16 protein-coding genes are annotated in these 20,866 nt (G+C 41.0%); 6 read left to right on the forward strand and 10 right to left on the reverse strand.

Features of this window, described 5'->3' with window-relative positions; genetic code table 11:
- Nucleotides 1–57: 57 nt before the first annotated feature.
- The gene (sppA, locus tag AAEY97_RS05605) at nt 58–1,902 is read right to left on the reverse strand and encodes a signal peptide peptidase SppA (protein WP_101087067.1); all 1,845 of its coding nucleotides are present in this window, start codon (nt 1,900–1,902) and stop codon (nt 58–60) included.
- Between the two features lie 163 nt (nt 1,903–2,065).
- Here sppA and AAEY97_RS05610 point away from each other — a divergent pair, with 163 nt between their 5' ends.
- Nucleotides 2,066–4,081 carry an oxidoreductase gene (locus AAEY97_RS05610; protein ID WP_350997153.1) on the forward strand — a complete coding sequence of 672 codons (2,016 nt, stop codon included), beginning with the start codon at nt 2,066–2,068 and terminating at the stop codon, nt 4,079–4,081.
- Nucleotides 4,082–4,253: 172 nt separating this feature from the next.
- Here AAEY97_RS05610 and yghU read toward each other — a convergent pair whose 3' ends face one another.
- Nucleotides 4,254–5,123, reverse strand: a complete 870-nt coding sequence (yghU, locus tag AAEY97_RS05615) for a glutathione-dependent disulfide-bond oxidoreductase (protein WP_101087069.1) — start codon at nt 5,121–5,123, stop codon at nt 4,254–4,256.
- Nucleotides 5,124–5,275: 152 nt separating this feature from the next.
- Nucleotides 5,276–5,950: a haloacid dehalogenase type II gene (locus tag AAEY97_RS05620; RefSeq protein ID WP_242445141.1), complete on the reverse strand. Its 675-nt coding sequence runs from the start codon at nt 5,948–5,950 to the stop codon at nt 5,276–5,278.
- Between the two features lie 288 nt (nt 5,951–6,238).
- Here AAEY97_RS05620 and AAEY97_RS05625 point away from each other — a divergent pair, with 288 nt between their 5' ends.
- Nucleotides 6,239–6,532, forward strand: a complete 294-nt coding sequence (locus AAEY97_RS05625; protein ID WP_101087071.1) for a hypothetical protein — start codon at nt 6,239–6,241, stop codon at nt 6,530–6,532.
- Nucleotides 6,533–6,741: 209 nt separating this feature from the next.
- Here the strand turns inward: AAEY97_RS05625 and AAEY97_RS05630 are convergent, their stop codons facing one another.
- Together AAEY97_RS05630 and AAEY97_RS05635 are read right to left on the reverse strand one after the other, a co-directional pair.
- Entirely contained in the window at nt 6,742–7,068 is a 327-nt protein-coding gene (locus AAEY97_RS05630) for an EF-hand domain-containing protein (RefSeq protein ID WP_350997156.1), read from the reverse strand.
- 476 nt (nt 7,069–7,544) lie between these two features.
- Nucleotides 7,545–8,408: a PA4780 family RIO1-like protein kinase gene (locus AAEY97_RS05635; protein ID WP_101087073.1), complete on the reverse strand. Its 864-nt coding sequence runs from the start codon at nt 8,406–8,408 to the stop codon at nt 7,545–7,547.
- A 585-nt stretch (nt 8,409–8,993) separates the two neighbouring features.
- On the opposite strand from AAEY97_RS05635, the gene AAEY97_RS05640 reads away from it, so the two are divergent.
- The 3 genes from AAEY97_RS05640 (at nt 8,994) to AAEY97_RS05650 (ending at nt 11,723) form a co-directional block, all read left to right on the forward strand.
- Nucleotides 8,994–10,142 (forward strand): BamA/TamA family outer membrane protein, encoded by a 1,149-nt coding sequence (locus AAEY97_RS05640; protein WP_350997159.1) that lies wholly within the window; start codon nt 8,994–8,996, stop codon nt 10,140–10,142.
- Nucleotides 10,143–10,158: 16 nt separating this feature from the next.
- Nucleotides 10,159–10,971, forward strand: coding sequence for a hypothetical protein (locus AAEY97_RS05645; RefSeq protein ID WP_502959435.1), 813 nt, complete (start codon nt 10,159–10,161; stop codon nt 10,969–10,971).
- Between the two features lie 455 nt (nt 10,972–11,426).
- Nucleotides 11,427–11,723, forward strand: coding sequence for a hypothetical protein (locus AAEY97_RS05650; RefSeq protein ID WP_101087075.1), 297 nt, complete (start codon nt 11,427–11,429; stop codon nt 11,721–11,723).
- 23 nt (nt 11,724–11,746) lie between these two features.
- Here the strand turns inward: AAEY97_RS05650 and yfaE are convergent, their stop codons facing one another.
- The 5 genes from yfaE to ubiG form a co-directional block, all read right to left on the reverse strand.
- Nucleotides 11,747–12,145 (reverse strand): class I ribonucleotide reductase maintenance protein YfaE, encoded by a 399-nt coding sequence (yfaE, locus tag AAEY97_RS05655; protein ID WP_101087076.1) that lies wholly within the window; start codon nt 12,143–12,145, stop codon nt 11,747–11,749.
- Complete coding sequence (gene nrdB, locus AAEY97_RS05660) at nt 12,135–13,265, reverse strand: class Ia ribonucleoside-diphosphate reductase subunit beta (RefSeq protein WP_162023225.1); 1,131 nt, start codon at nt 13,263–13,265, stop codon at nt 12,135–12,137. The genes yfaE and nrdB overlap by 11 nt, the downstream gene beginning before the upstream one ends.
- Before the next feature lie 72 nt (nt 13,266–13,337).
- Entirely contained in the window at nt 13,338–15,626 is a 2,289-nt protein-coding gene (gene nrdA / locus AAEY97_RS05665; protein WP_101087078.1) for a class 1a ribonucleoside-diphosphate reductase subunit alpha, read from the reverse strand.
- A 591-nt stretch (nt 15,627–16,217) separates the two neighbouring features.
- Nucleotides 16,218–16,880: an HAD family hydrolase gene (locus AAEY97_RS05670; protein ID WP_350997167.1), complete on the reverse strand. Its 663-nt coding sequence runs from the start codon at nt 16,878–16,880 to the stop codon at nt 16,218–16,220.
- Between the two features lie 123 nt (nt 16,881–17,003).
- Nucleotides 17,004–17,726 (reverse strand): bifunctional 2-polyprenyl-6-hydroxyphenol methylase/3-demethylubiquinol 3-O-methyltransferase UbiG, encoded by a 723-nt coding sequence (ubiG, locus tag AAEY97_RS05675; RefSeq protein WP_350997170.1) that lies wholly within the window; start codon nt 17,724–17,726, stop codon nt 17,004–17,006.
- 387 nt (nt 17,727–18,113) lie between these two features.
- Here ubiG and gyrA point away from each other — a divergent pair, with 387 nt between their 5' ends.
- The gene (gene gyrA, locus AAEY97_RS05680) at nt 18,114–20,843 is read left to right on the forward strand and encodes a DNA gyrase subunit A (protein ID WP_350997173.1); all 2,730 of its coding nucleotides are present in this window, start codon (nt 18,114–18,116) and stop codon (nt 20,841–20,843) included.
- Nucleotides 20,844–20,866 lie beyond the last annotated feature (23 nt).

Raw genomic sequence — 20,866 nt, forward strand, 5'->3', positions numbered from 1 at the left:
AAAGCCTGCTAAGCAGGCTTTTTTTGAATAATCTTCATATTGCGGTCATTTGAGTGATTAGTAATTACAGTTTTCGCAATACATATAGACATGATTAGGGTCATCAAACATCGACAATGTTTCAAATGCGCCAGCCCACTGCTTGGCAAAGCGCTCAATGAAACTGGTTTGACGAACACTGTCTGGAACATAAGCGGCAGTCGCACCCATGATTTGCTGCATCAGTTGTTGTTCAGCGCTAAGCTCTTGTTCAATCAATTTAACGTCGAACTTGTCCATTTTCGCTAAATCAGCAGCTTTGGCTAATGCCACATCCATATCACCTAGTTCATCAACTAGGCCTAAGGTGAGTGCGCGTTTACCAGTCCATACTCGGCCTTGAGCAATGTTGTCAACTTGCTCTAGTGTCATATGACGTTCTTTTGCTACCAGAGAAATAAACTCATGATAACCACGTTCAATATGGCGTTGTACAACAGCAGCCACTTGCGGATTTAATTCGCGTGCAGGCGATAATCCGGCCCAATCAGATGTTGCGACACCATCAGAGGTCACACCAAAATGATTCAGTGCTTGCTCAAACGTAGCAAACATACCGAAAATACCGATAGAACCCGTTAGGGTTGTTGGTGTTGCAACAATATAGTCGGCACTGGCTGATATCCAATATCCGCCAGATGCAGCAAGACTACCCATGCTAACAACCACAGGCTTACCTGCTGCTTTTAGGGCTAACACTTCTTGACGAATTTGTTCTGACGCAAATGCACTACCACCAGGGCTATCAACGCGAAGCACGACGGCTTTCACCTTATCGTCAAAGCGTGCTTTCATTAGCAATGCAGAGGTACTTTCACCGCCAATTTGTCCAGCAGGTTGTTTACCGTTAAGAATCGTGCCTTTAGCAACGATAACGGCCACTGCGTCTTTTTCAACAAAGCTAGGCATAGGTGCGGTTAACGCTCGGTAATCATTAAAGCTAATTTGCTTAAAGTTTTTACCTTCTTTATCACTGCCAACACGTTCAATCATCGCGACACGGAACGCATCAGCCGAAACCAGTTCGTCAACCCATTTCATGTTGACAGCCATTTGAGCACTGTCACCTTCAGCTTTATCAAGCTGAGCAAGGAATTCATCTGGAGTTAACACTAATTGATCTGGGGCTATTTGACGGTTACTGGCCACAATAGTTGAATAACTTTGCCAAATATCGTTTAACAATACTTTACTGGCGACTTTATCGGCATCAGACATATCGTCACGAATAAAGGGCTCTACAGCTGATTTAAAGGTTCCCACTCGAAATACGTGAGTGGTAATTTTGAGTTTTTCGAGTGCAGCCTTGTAATATAAGCGATAACGGCTTAAGCCATCAAGCGCTACCATACCTTGGTTGTTAAGGTATATTTTGTCTGCAAAGCTGGCTAAAAAATATTGGTTTTGATCATAACCATTGGCCATAGCGATAACTGACTTATTGGCGGCTTTAAACTGGGTTAATGCTTCACCTATAGCGGTCATTTTACTAATACCGGCATCACGAAGATCCGCTAAGTCCAGTACTATACTGTTAATGCGGGCGTCTTGAGTCGCATTATTAATAGTATAAAGTACATCGGCTAATAGAATTTCACCTTCTGGATCATTCGCTTGCCCTTGGCTAAATGCCATTTCTATTGGGTCTACATAATGTTTTTGGTCCACTATGCTCCCAGACAAGTTCAGCACTAATGCTGATTGATCTTCGACGACAATTTCATCTTCGCTGTTGAGAAGTACTACAGCGATGACAGCCAACAAACCAAAAAATATAACGTTGATGATGAACTTACGGATACCGTTTACTGTATTCCATAACAGTAAAAACATCCTTTTTAAAAACGAGGGTTTAGCGGACATTTGCCACTCCTTTATCAGTCTAATGTAGTCATCCTAACTGAAAATCAATAAAAATGTGAAATTCAATTGTAAAGGTTTTTAACAAACGAGCGTTTAAATGATTGAGCAAACTTTACTGTCGGGGTATGCTGGTTTAAATCACTTGTTTAAAAAGGATGTTTGAATGTCGTTTCCACACTTATTAGAACCTTTAGATCTCGGCTTTACACAGCTGAAAAACCGCGTGTTGATGGGCTCAATGCACACGGGGTTAGAAGAAGAAAAAGGCGGATTTGAGAAACTGGCAGCTTTTTATAAAGAGCGTGCTCAAGGTGGCGTCGGGTTAATCGTTACTGGCGGTATCGCACCTAATTTACGTGGCCGTTTAGCGCCACATGCCTGCCAATTAAGCTTTTCTTGGCAAGTGGGTAAACATAAAATAGTTACCGATGCTGTGCATGAAGCGGGCGGTAAAATCTGTATGCAAATCTTGCATGCGGGTCGTTATAGCTATCATCCTTTTAGCTTAGCGCCGAGCAAAGTAAAATCGCCCATTACCCCGTTCACTCCCTCTGCGATGTCTGCTCGTCAAGTACGCTCGACGATTAAAGACTACGCTACCAGCGCGGCATTGGCGAAAAGAGCTGGTTATGATGGCGTTGAAGTCATGGGCTCTGAAGGCTATTTGATCAATCAATTTATCAGTTCGCGCACCAATAAACGTACCGATGAATGGGGCGGCAGTTATGACAATCGGGTTAAGTTTCCGATTGAAATCGTTAACGCTATTCGTCAGAAAGTAGGCAGTGACTTTATTATTGTGTTCCGTTTGTCGATGCTCGACTTAGTCGACAATGGCTCAACGTGGGATGAAGTGGTTCAGCTGGCAAAATCGCTTGAACAAGCCGGTGTGAGTATTATTAATACCGGTATTGGTTGGCATGAAGCACGTGTACCGACGATTTCGACCAGTGTACCGCGTGGTGCTTTTTCTTGGGTAACAGAAAAGCTCAAAAAAGAAGTCAAGATTCCGTTAATTGCCACCAACCGAATTAATACCCCAGAAATTGGCGAGGCGATTATTGCATCAGGTCAAGCTGATATGGTATCGATGGCCCGGCCATTTTTAGCAGATGCAGAGTTTGTGAATAAAGCGGCAGCTAATACCCCAGAGTTGATTAATACCTGCATTGGTTGTAACCAAGCTTGTTTGGACCATACTTTTGCGATGAAGCGGGCAACCTGTTTGGTTAATCCCCGTGCTTGTTATGAAACCGAAATTAATTTTACCCCAACAACCAGTAAAAAACGTATCGCTGTTATGGGCGCCGGTCCTGCGGGAATGGCGTTCTCGGTATACGCAGCGTCGCGTGGACATGAAGTGGTATTGTTTGAAGCCAAGTCTGAAGTCGGTGGTCAGTTTAATTTAGCGCGTAAAATCCCGGGTAAAGAAGAGTTTAGTGAAACTATTCGATATTTCATTAACCAAATTAAACTGCATAACGTTGAACTGCGTCTAAACACTAAATTGGATGCGGCAGTGCTGGCCAATGAGAAATTTGATGAAGTGGTCATCGCCGCTGGTGTGGTACCACGAGCGTTGGATTTACCGGGTTTTGATAATCCTAAAGTGGTCGATTACCAACAAGTATTAACGGGCCAAGTTGAAATGGGTAAAACGGTAGCATTAATTGGTGCTGGCGGTATTGGTTTTGATATGGCGCATTTCTTATGCGAATTAGAATCGAGCACTTTGCAACCCGATAAATGGTTAAAACAGTGGGGCATTGATAAAACCTATCAGAATGCTGGCGGGTTAACTGAAGAAGCCGAACATATTCCTGGTCGTGAAGTGTATTTACTGCAACGTAAAACCACCAAAATGGGCAAAGGTTTAGGTAAAACTACTGGCTGGATCCATCGCAGCGTGTTGAAGCAACATCAAGTTCATATGAAAACCGGCGTAAGCTACGAAAAGTTTGATGAACAAGGCCTTCACATTAAAATAGGTGAACAATCTGAAATTCTTGCTGTAGATAATGTGGTGTTGTGTGCCGGACAAATGTCGAATCGCAGTTTGGTTGATGAAATGAAAGCCACAGGATTACCTGTACATTTAATTGGTGGTGTAGATGTGGCGGCTGAATTAGATGCCAAACGCGCTATTCGCCAAGGTGCAGAACTTGCGATGAGTATTTAATTGTCACAGAGTTTCTAGTGTGAAATAACGTCCACAATTTGCGTTGTTTCGAACTGTCGTTGTTTCGAACTGAAATACGGAAACAAAAAAAGCCTTCTGTAATGCAGAAGGCTTTTTAGTATGGCAACAAAATAAGTCAGTGAAACAATAGCGCCAAACGTTGACGACTAAGTTATTTTACTGTGCTAGGACGCAGTTTTAGAACCTTATCAATATCTTCAGCGCAATGACGCTCAGGAACTTGTTCCCATTCTTCGCCCCAAGAGCGATTGATGATACGACCACGTTGGACCCCTTCACGAGTTTCAAGCAATTTAGCCCAACGAACAACATTGGTATAAGTCTCTACTTCTAGGAATTCGGCAGCCTCATATAAATTGCCCAAGACTAAGTTGCCATACCAAGGCCAAATAGCAATATCTGCAATGCTATATTCTTCACCAGCAATAAAGGTGTTTTTTGCCAGTTGTTTATCTAGCACATCTAACTGGCGTTTAACTTCCATAGCAAAGCGATTAATTGGATATTCCTGCTTTTCATCGGCATAAGCATAGAAGTGACCGAAGCCGCCACCGAGGAATGGCGCTGAACCTTGGGCCCAGAACAACCAGTTAAATGTTTGCGTTCTGGCTTTGCCATCTTTAGGGAGGAATTGGTTAAACTTCTCTGCTAGATGAACCAAAATTGAAGCAGATTCAAACACGTTTTCGTCTTCATTAGCTGATTTATCCAATAAAGCAGGAATTTTTGAGTTTGGATTAACGGCAACGAACCCTGACGAGAATTGATCCTTTTCCCCGATGTTAATCAGATAAGCATCATATTCAGCTTCTTTAATGCCTAAGGCCAGTAGCTCTTCTAACATGATAGTTACTTTTTGCCCGTTTGGTGTGCCAAGCGAGTAGAGTTGCAAAGCATGCTCTCCGACAGGCAGCACTTTATCAAATCTTGCACCTGACTCAGGGCTATTAATGTTCGCCCACTTATTAGCGCCATTGTTATTATTTTGCCACACTTTAGGCGGGGTATATTGGTTAGTCATAAAATATCCTTGTACAACCTGTTAGCAGGTTAAGTAAATTGATAATGCGCTTAGCACAATGTGGTTAGTGTAGCGTGTAAAGTTTTAATGTATTAGCATCAACGCGTATGAGTTATGCTTATATTGTTTAAATACAGCATGTGAGTTATTTATTACAGGGCATCCAGTTGTTCACTTAATTCGATTAAACTACTGGCGGTTATGTCTGGTTCAATGCCCCACGGGTCAAATATTTTTTTACTGTCTCTTTTGATCCAAGCCGTATTCAGTCCGGCGGCTTTTGCACCAATCACATCCCATGGATTACTCGACACCATCCAACAATGATTGAGGTCAGATTGGGTGCGAGTCATTAAATAATGGTAAACGGCGGGGTTAGGTTTAAACGTCTTTAGGTCATCAACACTGATAACGTCATGGAGCTGCGGTAAAACGCCTGAATTTTGCATCAGTGTACGAACCGCAACTTCAGGTCCATTTGAAAAAGCGGCGAGGGTATGACCTTGATTGCGCAGTAATGCTAGCCCAGGAATGACATCATCAAAAGCCGTGAGTTGACTAAATTTAGCCAGTAAATCTTGTTGTTCGCTGTTTGACAGTGTGACGTTGAAAACAGATAAACAATATTGTAAAGCTTGTTGAGTACACACACCGAAATCTTCATATTGTTGCATTAAGCCACGACGAAATGCATATTCGACTTTTTTATCGTGCCACAATTGACCAAATGCTTGTGCCTTGTCGCCAATCAATTGCTGCAGATGCTGGCCCATATCCACTGGATCCACTAATGTGCCGTAAACATCAAATCCAATCATTTTATGCATGTTCATTGTTCCATTTGGGTTATGAGCAAAGTGCTTAAGCTCTTTATCATTTGATATACTTGCCAATAAGTTCTATTTGTAGCGAGTTAGCGTGCTCATAATGTGAGCCATGAGTTACTATAAACTAACTATATCATTCGTTCAATTACTATTTTGAACGAACGTTCCAAATGGTGTGAGTTATTAAATGATATTAGCTTGCTCTGCAATATTGGCTCTCAAGGAAAACTTTGATGTAGAGTTAATTAATTGTATTATATTGATAAAAATTATTGAAGGTAATGTTAAATGGAGTGTCCTCGTTGTAAGGGTATCTTTGCCCGTAAAGCGCTTAAACAAGTCCGTAAAGGTAAACATGGGGTTGAAACACAGTGCCCTAAATGTGATCAATGGTTGATGTTCGAGCCTAAAATGATGATGACCAAAAATATTGGCTTATTCATTTTGTTGGTATTCAGTGTGGCTAACTTCTTCATCGACAACACTGATTATCGCTTAATATGCTCGTTTTTAGGTTTTGCGGGTGCTTGTATTGCTTTTTATGGCGTATTTAAAAGTAAGCTTATTGCAGCGCAGGAGTAATGGGTAATGAGTAATGAGTAATGAGTAATGAGTAATGAGTAATTTTAGCGATGGTGTGGAAAAATGGCGCTATATCTTGCAGGTGTAGATACAACTAAGTCGTTTGCTATGCTATAGCGTATTTAAAAGAGAGGTGATGCTGATTACCTCTCTAAAGCGATGTTGATTATTATCCCGAGCTGAGATTATGTAGATATCCCAAACTGTGATTATTTAGAATTTCTCATCATTTCGTGATGAGATTGAAACTCTTCAGTATCAATAAACTTATTGCGGTCCAAATCGATACGCTCAAACATTTCATCACAATCCGATGCGTTTTTTAATCGTCGCCCTTCAGATTGATGCAATGCTTGCCTGGCTTTTTGAAAGCGTTCAAATTCCTCTTCAGATATCAATTTGTCTTGATTAGTATCAAAATCGGAAAATGCAGGCATCTGAGACATTCTCATCATTCCATTTTCATTTCCAATAACATTAGCTGACATAAAAATAGTCAGACAAACGAGTAATACCGATAGAACATAGCTACTCATAATATTCTCCTTGTTAACTTTCCAATATCATTATACGCCTATTTACCCATGTAAAAAGCAAGGTTATATAAAGTGTGTAAATTGATCATATTACTTTTTAGCAAACATAACGGTTCACTCATGACTATGTGGGAAAAAGCAATTGATTGAGGTTTAGCCAGTAATGAGAGTGCTTTTGCACACGATAGCGTTAACAAGCGTCGCATAAAAGTGCAGTGTTTAGGCGGCTAGCGGTTATGGTTATGGTTAACCAACTTGCTTAGTTGAGATGAGCGTCTTAATTTGGTACTAATTTGGTATTCACTAGGGGTAATTAGCCGTCAACTCGGGTTGGCTTGGCGTTAATTAAAGGAGAAGGGCTAATTAAATAGGGAGACATTAACCTGAAAATTTATTCGATAGTGTATTCGATCACTTATTCGATAATTTGTCGGAATGTCTCCCTAGGTGTTCACATGAGTGAATAAACGATCGATTTAATATTCGTCGCTGTTTGCATCACTCATGCGCTCGCGTCTTTCTTGGGCTTCTTCAAATGCAGCGTTAATTTCTTCTAATACAGAATCGACGTCAGCCGCTGTTGTGTCTTCTTCAAATAAACCGGTCAATTGTGTTTCCGGTGTTAATTCACCTTGTTCGTACAAGGCCCACATTTCTTTAGCATATTTTGTTGCGGCTAATTCTGGGGCAAATTGAGAATAATAGTCTGTCATATTATTCACATCACGAAATAACATCGCTTTGGCATTATTGTTTGCTGATGCATCAACAGCTTGGGGCAGGTCAATGATAACCGGTCCATTCTGATCTACGAGCACGTTAAACTCTGATAAATCGCCATGAACAATACCTGCACATAACATTCGTACGACATAACCCATCATAACGTAATGCTGCGTTTGCGCTTGTTCAGCACTCATCTGAGTAACATCATTTAATCGAGGTGCAACATCACCATGAATATTGGTGATCAACTCCATCAATAGCACTCCATCAAAGCAGCCATAAGGCACTGGTACTCTAATTTTAGCGGCGGCGCATTTATATAACGCGTCGACCTCGGCATTCTGCCAAGCTTTTTCTTGTTCTTCACGACCGTATTTAGAACCTTTTTCCATGGCTCTACCACGTCGACTGTTTTTGGTTTTTCGACCTTCTTGATATTGTGCTGCTTTTTTAAAACTGCGCTTAGTGGCTTCCTTATACACTTTGGCGCAGCGAATCGCATCGCCACATCTGATCATATAGACCGTAGCTTCTTTGCCACTCATGAGTTGGCTTATCACTTCATCGACGAGACCATCGTCAACCAGTGGTTGTAATCGTATAGGCGTTTTCATAGCGTCGTTATACCTTACTTGCGCGCTGGATGATATATCTAAGGAAATAATTTTTACTTGCTGATGGGCTACTGATTAAATGAGGCTCAATAGTACTGAATTTGTGCTTTGTAGACTCTTGTTTATTAGATGAAAATGCTGTAGCCATTCAGCTAAATATAGTCGATTCTGATCCTTTTACCGAAAGATATCGATGGGGTGAATGTTGAGTTATCACTAAAAAGAGCTGCCAAACGTGTTATATTAGCGGCCGTCATTTAGCGTAATGATATCAGTTGCGCCTATAGATTAAAATATTGCTGATGGTACGCCTAAACTAACGTTAGGTATAAAGGCCATCATTTAACGCAGTATAATATCTTGTATTTAATGATGAAGAACTTCAGCAAGACTTAAGTTCTTCTTCAGTCAGAATTGAGTGATGAGTAGGATAATCTTTTTTGATTTAGTTATTATTTGATTCTTATCTGAATCGGCTATTATTTGAAGCGATTATTGTCGGTAACTCATTGAACAGTGATTCCAAAATTTGGCATGGAAGTCATCATGCACGCCTATTTTTTTTAACATTTTAATAGAGTTTTTATGAAACGGACCTTACTTTTAACACTATTTGTTTTTTCTAATGCCGCAACCGCAGTTGAACCTTTATTTGAAACCCCCAAAGATATGCAACCAACATGGATTGATGATATTTTGTCGGTTTTTGGCGCGGATGGTGAATTCGATGACACTAAAGCTATTGATATGAGTTATTTACCTACGGCTTATTACACCCCAGAGAAAAAGTTTGGTGTGGGTTTACTTATGGTGGGGTTATACAAAACAGATAACGCATCAAGTGAACAACAGCCTTCATCATTGGTGTTGAATTCATTTGCTTCTGTGAACAATTCTTATGGCGTCACGGTAGAAAATATGACGTTTTTAAATCAAGGTAAACAGCGTTTGTTGCTTGACTTAGAACTGCATAATGAAGCTGCTGTTTATTATGGCATAGGGATTGAACAAGGCGACCAAGACCTTAATCATCATGAGTTCAAAGAACAACTGTATAGTTTTAAGCCGCGTTGGATGACCGAAGTTGCCAGTAACTATTTTATTGGTGTGGGTGCTGACTTTATTTATACCACGGCCGACAGCTTAGAATTAGTCGCAACAAAAGCTCCTGTGGATTCAAGTACGCTTCTGCCAGACAACTTTAGCTCAGGTGTTGTAGTAACCAGTATTTATGATTCAAGAGATTACCGTTTAAACGCAACAAAAGGCTGGTTATTTCAGGTTGATGCTGGATTATACCAAAATGACCAGTTCGATTCGTTTTCTACTTATAATATTGAATTAGCGAACTATATTGATTTAGGCTCGACACCGGGTTTAATCGCATGGCAAGTGCAAGGTCATCTAACCAGTGGCGATGTACCTTGGAATCTATTACCTGATCTTGGTGGCTCCGACGCGATGCGAGGTTACATTAGAGGCCGATATCGTGACGAGCAAATGATGATGGGGCAAGTTGAATATCGCTTACCAGTGTTCCAACGTTATGGCATGGTATTTTGGGGCGCTGTTGGTAGTGTGGCACCTAAAGTGAGTGAGCTAACCGATACGCTATTAACGGCCTATGGCACAGGATTTCGATTCAAAATTAAAGACAATATTAATTTACGATTTGATGTAGGGGTCGGTGAAAATGAAACTAACTTCTACCTAAATGTGAATGAAGTCTTTTAAGGCGATACTATTGATGATGACAGTAATGTCGCGAGTGAAGCTTATGCTTATGATGACCGGGTGTCGTAACATCCGGATATCTGCGACAGCTTATGCTGTCGACTCGAGAATGATGATCATTGTGTGTTTGGTTAGTGGCTTATTGCAGAGTAATAGTGCCTTGGCCAGTGACATTCCACACAGTTGCCAGCGAAGCTTTAATTACGCTATTTATCTCAGTGGTCTACACACTGGTAAGATGAACCGTACTGAGAACTGGCAGGGTAAATCTGCTGTTATAACCTCAAAGAGTGAAGCCAGTATTTTAGGAATTGGCACTCAATATCAACAACGTACTGAGTTATCGTGGTCAAATAACCGCAATGAATGGCTAACCGATAGTTTTCATCAGCAGGTAACCGGTTTTCGCTCACGAGACATGCAAGCCACTTTTTACAATAATGGCCTTGAGTCACGAGTGGTTGTTGATGGCGATATTGAGAATTATACCTCAAGCCAAATACCATTAAGGGATGTAGACACCTTAGCCATTCAAATACGCGAAAACTTGCTCGCTGGCCGACGTCAATTTGCGTTAATTAGGCAAGCTTCAGATGCAATTGAACCTTATCAATTTTATGTAAAGGACGAATTAACCGCTACCATCGCGTCTTTGGGGGAGATACAACTTATTCCGGTGGAGCAAACCGGGGCCGAAGAGGTGACGTACTACTTTGCACCAAGTATGAATTATCAACTGGTGAAAGCCCATTATCATGGGATGATTTTGCAAGGTGTTATTGAGCTTGAACATTATGTTTCATCTTGCGATACCATGACGGAGAGCTAACCTTACCTCGTGTTACGTCATTAGGCTTATTGACGCGTCAATGAGCCTAATTTTCACGGTATTATTGCCATAAATGGACACTATAGAGAATTGATTTACTCGTTATGGGCGGTGGCTGACTCATCACTATTTATGCTAGTTATTTTAGCATTAGCCATTATCTACTCTAGCCATAGCCATTATCTACACTAGCATTAGCCATTATTAGCACGAGTCAATAATGATTAAAGGATTAATCTCGAAACCTTACTATTAGCCCAGCAAGATCATCAATAGACTTTTTTCTGTACAAGCTATCAAGCAACAATATCCCTGCGATAAGTTCGATGGCGTTAGTTGCTGACTAACCTGATGAAATCGTGTCGTCTATGTTATATGATTTTGGCTGGTGAATATGACCCAAAAATTTTATCGAATAGGTATAATCTGCTGCTGATGTTCCCATTGGAGATACCATGGCCAAGGTGATCAATAAAGCCATTTTTAGCAGTCGAATATTATCGATAAATCTGGTGACCTACCATACTCATCATCGTGTGATGACACATATCGATCCGGTACAACAAGGCCGCTATTACAAACTCAACTTTGTTCTTGTACAACCTAAAGTGGGCGGGGTGTTTCGTTGTGCCAAATGCATCATGAACTTATGGGGACGAGTATATTTATTTCGTCCAGATAAATATGAACACAGCGTGACTAAGATTGAGACGGGTAAACGTGTGTTGCTAAGTGTTGCTTTGAACATCTAGGAGGGTGTTAACGGGACGATAAGTTAACGTTCGTGGACAAGTTTAGGGTTAGCCTGTAATTGTTGGGTTAACGCAGTTGTTGGCTTATGAGTGTCATTGGTTGAAACATATTGACGTTTAGCCACCACTTGTACACCTTCAGTTGATAGTTTGAGGTTTAAATCACCCTCAGGTACACAACAACAGGGCAGACATTCATCTGATTTCAGTTCTGCTAGTGGCTCGGAGAAGTATTTGACTTCTCCTGATATAACTGTGGTTTTACACGCGCCGCAAAATCCATTACGACACTCTGAAAACACTTTCACTTTTTTCGACTCAAGCGCTTCTAATAAGCTTGAATGTTGGCCGTCAAATAAAATAACCGGCTGTCCTTTCAAGCTCACGATAGGGGCTTTTTTGAAAAAATTTTTATAGGTCAAAATCTAAAAACTCGTCGCCATCAACAGAAGAATCAATTTGACCAACAAGATAAGATGACACTTCTACTTCTTGTGGGGCAACTTGTACTGCATCACTTTCTAACCAGTTTTTCATCCACGGTAGTGGGTTTGACTGTTCATCATAAGGTTGAGGTAAGTGAACTGACTTCATCCGTTGGTTAGTAATAAACTCAACGTACTGGCATAAAATCTGTTCATTCAAACCAATCATCGAACCATCTTTGAATAAGTACTTGGCCCATTCTTTTTCTTGTTCTGCCGCTTTAACAAATAAGTCATACGCTTCTTGCTTACACTCAGCAGCAATTTCTCCCATTTCTGGGTCGTCTTTACCACCCTGCATCAGAGCTAAAATGTGTTGTGTACTATTGAGGTGTAATGCTTCATCACGGGCAATTAAGCGAATAATTTTAGCATTACCTTCCATGACACGGCGCTCTGCAAAGGCAAACGAACAGGCAAAACTGACATAGAAGCGAATCGCTTCTAAGGCATTAACTGACATCATGCACAAATATAATGACTTTTTAAGAATACGTGAATTAACGGTGATTTCTTTACCGTTAATGACGTGCGTACCTTCACCTAACAAGTTATTAATCTGGGTGAGGTTAATTAAGTCATCGTAATAAGCGGCAATATCACCGGCACGCTTTAAGATTTCGTCATTTTGTACAATATCGTCAAATACCACAGACGGGTTATTAACAATATTACGAATAATGTGAGTGTACGAACGCGAGTGAATGGTTTCAGAAAACGACCATGTTTCAATCCACGTTTCTAATTCTGGTAGCGATACCAAAGGCAAAAATGCCACATTCGGTGAACGGCCTTGAATTGAGTCGAGTAATGTTTGGTATTTTAGATTTGATAGGAAAATATGCTGTTCATGTTCAGGCAAATTACCGAAATCAATTTTGTCACGGCTGACATCAACTTCTTCTGGACGCCAGAAAAACGATAATTGCTTTTCAATTAGTTTTTCAAAGACTTCATATTTCTGTTGATCGTAGCGTGCCACATTAACCGATTGACCGAAAAACATAGGTTCTTTGGTAGAATCGTTAGGTGTTTGACAAAATGTTGAGTAAGCCATTATTTAGGTGTCCTGAAAACGCATTTTTCAAAAAGCGGGGAAGGCCCCCGCTAAATATACATAAAGTGATGATTAGATCTTACACGCACCGCCACCACAACCATCGTCTTCTTCTTCGACAGCAATAATGTCGTCAAACTGATCAGAAGCACCGTCACGAGTATTATGATAATACAATGTTTTAATGCCCAGTTTGTAGACGCTTAACAAGTCTTTTAACAATGTTTGCATCGGTACACGACCGCCTTCAAAACGGCTTGGGTCATAATTGGTGTTAGCCGAAATAGCTTGGTCGATAAACTTCTGCATTAAACCAACAAGTTGGATGTAACCATCGTTGTTTGGCATATTCCACAGCAGTTCATACTTATCTTTCAGTAATTCAAAATCAGGAACGACTTGCTTTAACTGACCATCTTTACTGGCTTTAACGCTAATTAAACCGCGTGGAGGCTCGATACCATTAGTCGCATTTGAAATTTGCGATGAGGTTTCAGACGGCATTAGCGCAGACAAGGTTGAGTTACGTAAACCGTACTGCTTAATGTCGCTACGTAAGCTTTCCCAGTCCATGTGCAATGGCTCGTCACAAATCTTGTCTAAATCACGCTTGTAGGTGTCGATAGGTAAAATACCTTTCGAATAAGTTGTCTCGTGGAATAACGGACATGCACCTTGCTCTTTTGCTAAGTTCATCGACGCTTTTAGTAAATAAAACTGAATCGCTTCAAAGGTTTTGTGAGTTAAGTTATTAGCTGAACCGTCTGAATACTTTTTACCGTTTTTAGCTAAATAGTTAGCAAAGTTAATCACCCCAATACCTAAGGTACGACGGTTCATTGAACTCGTTTGCGCAGCTTTAATTGGGTAATCTTGGTAATCAAGTAAGTTATCTAGCGCACGTACAGCTAAATCAGCTAATGGTTCAAGCTCTGATAAATCTTTAATTGCGCCTAAGTTAAGTGCTGACAAGGTACACAACGCGATTTCACCGTCTGGATCATCGATGTTTTTAAGTGGCTTAGTCGGTAAAGCAATTTCTAAACATAAGTTAGATTGCTTAATTGGCGCAACTTTAGAGTCAAACGGGCTGTGAGTATTACAGTGATCGACGTTTTGAATATAGATACGGCCAGTAGAAGCTCGTTCTTGCATCATCAATGAAAACAGTTCAACCGCTTTAATTTGTTTTTTGCGGACATTGCTGTCTTGTTCATACTGAAGGTATAAACGTTCAAACTCAACTTGGTCTTCAAAGAATGCATCGTAAAGACCGGGCACGTCTGATGGGCTGAATAGACTGATATATTCGCCTTTAATCAAACGTTGGTACATTAATTTGTTTAACTGCACACCGTAGTCAAGATGACGTACACGGTTGTCGTCAACACCACGGTTGTTTTTTAGTACTAATAGCGATTCAACTTCTAGATGCCATAAAGGATAGAAAAGAGTTGCTGCACCTCCACGTACGCCGCCTTGAGAACACGACTTCACCGCAGTTTGGAAATACTTATAAAATGGTAAACAACCGGTGTGGAATGCTTCGCCGCCACGAATAGGGCTACCAAGGGCACGAATACGACCCGCATTAATACCAATACCAGCACGTTGGCTAACGTATTTAACGATAGACGATGCAGTCGCATTGATTGAATCTAAGCTGTCATCACACTCAATCAATACACATGAGCTGAACTGACGTGTAGGGGTACGCACACCGGCCATGATTGGTGTTGGTAAAGAAATCTTAAACAGAGACGTCGCGTCATAGAAGTCTTTAATGTACTTCAAACGAATTTCTTTTGGGTAACGGGCAAACAAACATGCAGCGACTAATATGTATAAAAACTGGGCGCTTTCGTACACTTCATGCGTTACACGGTTTTGAACCAGGTATTTACCTTCAAGTTGCTTTACCGCGGCATAAGAGAAGTTCAAATCGCGCCAATGATCGATATAGGTGTCGAGTGTGTCTAATTCTTCACGGCTGTAGTCAGCCATGATATGCATGTCATATTTACCCAGTTCAACTAATTTGGTGACATGGTCATATAACGTTGGTGGTTCAAATTGACCAAACGCTTTTTTACGTAAGTGGAACACCGCTAAGCGGGCAGCCACAAATTGGTAGTCAGGTGACTCAGGAGAGATCAAGTCAGCCGCAGCTTTAATGATCGTTTCATGAATGGCTTCTGTTGGAATGCCATCAAAAAACTGCAGATGAGATCGAAGTTCTACTTCAGATACTGAGACGTTTTTTAATCCCTTGGCTGCCCAAGTGATCACGCGATGAATTTTATCTAAATCGATAGATTCACGTTCGCCACTGCGTTTAGTGACTGTCATATTGCTATTCATTGAAGAGAGGCCTTGGTTCTATATCTAATCATGTGATCTGTTGTTGGATGCAGTGCTGCTTGATTCGATCCGAACCAGTTACAAAACAATTCCATGTTAAAACAATCAACCTGATGTACTCACAACGTGGTAGTTAAACACCAGTACGTTCAGTTAGCCACTACATCCTTTGGAACGTCGTGGAGTAGTGTTTTGATTGTCAGCCACACACAAGATATGGTGTTATTTAAAATCTAAGATACAAGATAGTGAGGTTTGAGGTTTATTGCAAGCCACAATTTCATTAACTTCTTGTGGATAACTTGAGGATAAACGGCAGGGTTAGTGACAACTAACCCTAGAGCCCAAATTCATAAAGAGTTTTTGATAAATGATATTTTTTAATCCATCAAATGATAAAAATTTGATCGCTAAAATAAACAGCGATCAAAAAAAATGGACCGTTTATTGGTTGATCTTTTGTTGGTTTTGATCGGGTAGAAATTGATGACTGTTAACTGTTCATTTAAGCCGAATAAGACCCGTTAAACTTCACTCATGCTTTGTTCATTTAGCACAAATATCCCGCTAACTTGATGCCCAATAGTGTCATTAATCAGTGAAAAACTGTTTAAGTGAGGCTCCGTGTTGAAATTGTTTGCCTGCTGGCCATGTGTCAGGTTTATCTGTCGCAGATAAATAACCCCATAACGCAACGCCGCCTAACATACTGGCATTGTGGGCGGCGACTAAGTCACGTTCAGCGTCACCTAGATATAAGATACTTTGAGGAGCAATGGCAATTTGTTGTGCTGCTAAAAGCATTGGTGCGGTATGAGGTTTAGAGTGACGAGTGCTATCACCACTGATCATGGTTTTCAATTTATGAGTTAAACCAAGCTTTTCCACTAATGGCCTGGCAAATCGAGCCGGCTTATTGGTCACTACGCCATAAGGAATCGATTGGGCATCAAATAAGGATAATAGTTCGGGTAAGTCAGCGAATAAACGGCTGTTGTCACCATTGATACGGGCATAATGCTGAAGTAGTGCTTGCTGGATGGTAATTTGTACTTGTTCATCGGCATCTGGAATGGCCGTTTTAACTAAATATAAGCTGCCATGTGATGCCGCATGGCGCATCAAGTCAAGCGGTTGGACGTTAAAACCGGCTTCATCCAAGCTGAGATTCAATGCCTGTACTAAATCTGGTGCGGTATCGGCTAAGGTACCGTCTAAATCGAACAGCACTCCTTTTATATCTTGTTTATGCAAGGGCTAGCTCCTAACGAGATAAAATAACAATAGACAGTGCAAGCCCTTTATAGCGTTATTGGCACAACATAACGCTATTGTGGTGCATTCACATTGAAATGTTGAAAAGAATCACCTGGATGATTAATCAATTTTTTGAGTGGCTATCATATAATTTACATCAACACTTTTAGTGTACTTAAACACACCTGACAATGGATTGTAGGTAATTCCCAGCGCATCTTTACACAATAAGTCGGTGTTATCGACTAATGCCATCAGTTCCGATGGGCGAATAAACTTGCTGTGATCGTGAGTACCAACGGGCAGCATTTTTAATAAATACTCTGCGCCGATAATCGTCTTTAAATACGACATGATATTACGGTTTATGGTTGAGAAAAACACAAAACCATTAGGTTTAACCATGTCACAACAGGCTTGAATAACCGATTGGGGATCGGGTACATGTTCGAGCATTTCCATGCAAGTGACCACATCATAATATTCGCGGTGGTTATCGCGATGTGCTTCGGCTGTTGTTTTGAGGTAATTAACCGTAACACCAGACTCTAAGGCATGTAGTTTTGCCACTTCAAGTGGTGCGTTGCCCATATCAATACCGTCAACGTTAGCACCTAGGCGCGCCATACTTTCTGACAAAATACCGCCACCACAGCCAACATCAAGTACTTTTTTGTCAAAAATACCTTCAGCGGTTTGGTCAATGTAGTTTAAACGCAGTGGATTAAGTAAATGTAATGGCTTGAACTCGCCATTGAGATCCCACCACGTTTGCGCCATGGCTTCAAATTTTGCGATCTCGAGTGGATCAACATTGGGTGTCGATTGTTCAGCGTGTGACATAACGTAACCTAAGTGTGTAATAAAGTATGGTCGCTATTATAGCGATAACCTTTGCGAATAGTAGTCAACAATGGCTTTTGTCGTTTACGCTTGCTCATAAAACATCCATTTAAGCGAGGTAAATGGATGTTTTATGCTATCAACTGCTTAAATCATCAACAAGTTAACGATAATTGTTGCTCAAATTTAGTCGTATATTAGCCAATGAATAAACTAAATTAGCTGAAAATATTAGCTTTTTTGTAATTTTTAAGAGTGATAGAGCATTTGGCTGGTCTTTGCTCTGGCGACATTAAATATCTGTGTTAGAATGCCAAATCACGTTTTTAAGCTAGATAATAATATGGAAGTTTTATTGTCAGCTCACTTTAGGGGAACGCGCAGTTTATGACTGATCTGGCATCATCTATTTCGCCAATTAACATCGAAGACGAACTTAAAAATTCTTACCTTGATTACGCCATGAGCGTAATTGTAGGTCGTGCATTACCTGACGTCCGTGACGGTTTAAAACCAGTTCACCGTCGAGTATTGTTCGCAATGAGCGAATTAAAAAACGATTGGAACAAACCATATAAGAAATCCGCTCGTGTCGTTGGTGACGTAATTGGTAAATATCACCCACACGGTGATACAGCTGTATACGATACAATTGTACGTATGGCGCAACCGTTCTCGCTACGCTACACATTGATTGACGGACAAGGAAACTTTGGTTCGGTCGACGGTGACTCGGCAGCGGCGATGCGTTATACCGAAATCCGCATGCAAAAGTTGGCGCATTCATTATTAGCCGACCTTGAAAAAGAAACTGTGGATTTTGTGCCTAACTACGATGGCACCGAAATGATCCCTGCGGTGTTACCAACACGTGTACCGAACCTATTAATCAATGGTTCATCAGGTATTGCGGTTGGTATGGCCACTAACATTCCACCTCACAACTTAACAGAAGTAGTGAAAGGCTGTTTGGCGTTAATCGAAGATCCAAGTTTATCGATTGAACAGTTAATGGAATACATTCCAGGTCCAGATTTTCCAACGGCAGCTTCAATAAACGGTCGCAAAGGCATTATCGATGCTTATCACACTGGCCGTGGTCGCGCTATCATGCGCTCTAAAGCGGAAATTGAAACTGAAGAGAATGGTCGTGAACGTATTATTGTTCATGAAATTCCATATCAAGTTAACAAAGCCCGTTTGATTGAAAAAATTGCCGAGCTTGTTAAAGATAAAAAATTAGAAGGTATCAGTGGCCTACGCGATGAGTCTGATAAAGACGGTATGCGTATTGTTATTGAAATCAAACGTGGTGAAGTGGGTGAGGTTGTACTAAACAACTTATATTCTCAAACACAAATGCAGTGTTCTTTTGGTATCAACATGGTGGCATTGACTAACGGTCAGCCTAAATTGTTTAACCTTAAAGAAATGCTTGAGTGTTTTATTCTTCACCGTCGTGAAGTGGTCACGCGCCGTACTGTATTTGAACTGCGTAAAGCCCGTGAACGTGCTCATGTTCTTGAAGCACTAGCCATTGCATTGGCTAACATCGACCCTATTATTGCGCTTATTAAAGCTTCACCTACACCTGCTGAAGCCAAAGCAAAATTGGTTGCACAAGGTTGGGAATTAGGCCATGTACAAGGCATGCTTGAAAAAGCTGGCGATGACGCTGCACGCCCTGAATGGTTAGAGCCTGAGTTCGGTATCCGTGACGGTCAGTACTATTTAACTGAGCAACAAGCCCAAGCGATTTTGGAATTACGTCTGCACCGTTTAACCGGTCTAGAACATGACAAGATTTTAGCTGAATATGAAGAGCTTTTAGTTCTTATTGCAGGTTTGTTATTCATTCTTCGTACTCCATCGCGTTTGATGGAAGTGATTAAAGAAGAACTAGAAGAAATACTTGAGCAATACGGTGACGAACGTCGCACGATTATCAACGCCAACGAAATTGATATGAGTCTTGAAGACTTAATCAATGAAGAAGATGTTGTAGTGACCTTGTCTCACTTAGGTTATGCGAAATACCAAGTGCTGTCTGACTACCAAGCGCAACGTCGTGGTGGTAAAGGCAAAGCGGCAACTAAAGTAAAAGATGAAGACTTTGTCGAAAAGTTATTGGTGGCAAACACCCATGATACCATCTTGTGCTTCTCTGACTTTGGTAAGATGTACTGGCTAAAAGTGTATCAATTACCATTGGCAAGTCGTACAGCCCGTGGTCGTCCAATTGTTAACTTATTACCACTTTCTGACGGTGAGCACATTACTGCAATCCTACCAGTACGTGAATACGCAGATGATAAATTTATCATCATGGCTACCGCGCACGGAACCGTTAAGAAAACAGCATTAACAGCTTACAGTAACCCTCGTGCAAACGGCATTATTGCGGTGAACCTAAAAGACGGCGACCAATTAATTGGCGTTGATATTACTGAAGGTAGTGACGACATTATGTTGTTCTCTAATGAAGGTAAAGTGGTTCGCTTTAATGAAAAAGCGCGTGATTCTGAAACCGGTGAAGTGAAGATTGATGCTGAAACTGGCGAAGAAATTATTGCACTTCGCCCTATGGGTCGTACTGCTACCGGTGTTCGCGGTATTAAACTTGATGCTGGCCAAAAAGTGGTGTCGTTAATTGTACCTAAAGGTGACGGTGCTATTTTAACCGTAACTGAAAATGGTTACGGTAAGCGTACTGAGCTGAGTGAATACCCAGCGAAGAGCCGCGGTACTAAAGGCGTGGTATCAATTAAAGTCAGTGAACGTAATGGTGAAGTTGTTGGTGCTGTTCAAGTAGGCACATTTGACGAAATCATGTTGATCAGTAATAAAGGCACCTTAGTGCGTACTCCTGCTGAAGGCGTATCCATTATTGGTCGTAACACTCAAGGTGTGACTATCATCCGTACCGCAGAAGACGAGAAAGTCGTTGGTTTGCAGCGTATTGAAGAAATTCAAACTGAAGAGTTGTTAGACGAAGAAGGCAATGTTATTCCAGTAAGCGATGTTATCGATGCTGAAGCGACAGATGCTGAGTCAACTGACGATGTTGAAGCAACAGATGCAGACGAAGCCAAAACCGGAGATGACGAACAAGAGTAATAGATTACTTTTGTTGTAGATAT

The sequence above is a fragment of the Shewanella sp. TB7-MNA-CIBAN-0143 genome, from assembly GCF_040310065.1.
In the GTDB taxonomy this organism is placed as follows: domain Bacteria; phylum Pseudomonadota; class Gammaproteobacteria; order Enterobacterales; family Shewanellaceae; genus Shewanella.

What these genes read in the sequence shown, in the direction of transcription:
- sppA (WP_101087067.1), bottom strand. Translation starts at nt 1,902, where the DNA reads ATGTCCGCTAAACCCTCGTTTTTAAAAAGGATGTTTTTACTGTTATGG.
- AAEY97_RS05610 (WP_350997153.1), top strand. Translation starts at nt 2,066, where the DNA reads ATGTCGTTTCCACACTTATTAGAACCTTTAGATCTCGGCTTTACACAG.
- yghU (WP_101087069.1), bottom strand. Translation starts at nt 5,123, where the DNA reads ATGACTAACCAATATACCCCGCCTAAAGTGTGGCAAAATAATAACAAT.
- AAEY97_RS05620 (WP_242445141.1), bottom strand. Translation starts at nt 5,950, where the DNA reads ATGCATAAAATGATTGGATTTGATGTTTACGGCACATTAGTGGATCCA.
- AAEY97_RS05625 (WP_101087071.1), top strand. Translation starts at nt 6,239, where the DNA reads ATGGAGTGTCCTCGTTGTAAGGGTATCTTTGCCCGTAAAGCGCTTAAA.
- AAEY97_RS05630 (WP_350997156.1), bottom strand. Translation starts at nt 7,068, where the DNA reads ATGAGTAGCTATGTTCTATCGGTATTACTCGTTTGTCTGACTATTTTT.
- AAEY97_RS05635 (WP_101087073.1), bottom strand. Translation starts at nt 8,408, where the DNA reads ATGAAAACGCCTATACGATTACAACCACTGGTTGACGATGGTCTCGTC.
- AAEY97_RS05640 (WP_350997159.1), top strand. Translation starts at nt 8,994, where the DNA reads ATGAAACGGACCTTACTTTTAACACTATTTGTTTTTTCTAATGCCGCA.
- AAEY97_RS05645 (WP_502959435.1), top strand. Translation starts at nt 10,159, where the DNA reads ATGACAGTAATGTCGCGAGTGAAGCTTATGCTTATGATGACCGGGTGT.
- AAEY97_RS05650 (WP_101087075.1), top strand. Translation starts at nt 11,427, where the DNA reads ATGGCCAAGGTGATCAATAAAGCCATTTTTAGCAGTCGAATATTATCG.
- nrdB (WP_162023225.1), bottom strand. Translation starts at nt 13,265, where the DNA reads ATGGCTTACTCAACATTTTGTCAAACACCTAACGATTCTACCAAAGAA.
- nrdA (WP_101087078.1), bottom strand. Translation starts at nt 15,626, where the DNA reads ATGAATAGCAATATGACAGTCACTAAACGCAGTGGCGAACGTGAATCT.
- ubiG (WP_350997170.1), bottom strand. Translation starts at nt 17,726, where the DNA reads ATGTCACACGCTGAACAATCGACACCCAATGTTGATCCACTCGAGATC.
- gyrA (WP_350997173.1), top strand. Translation starts at nt 18,114, where the DNA reads ATGACTGATCTGGCATCATCTATTTCGCCAATTAACATCGAAGACGAA.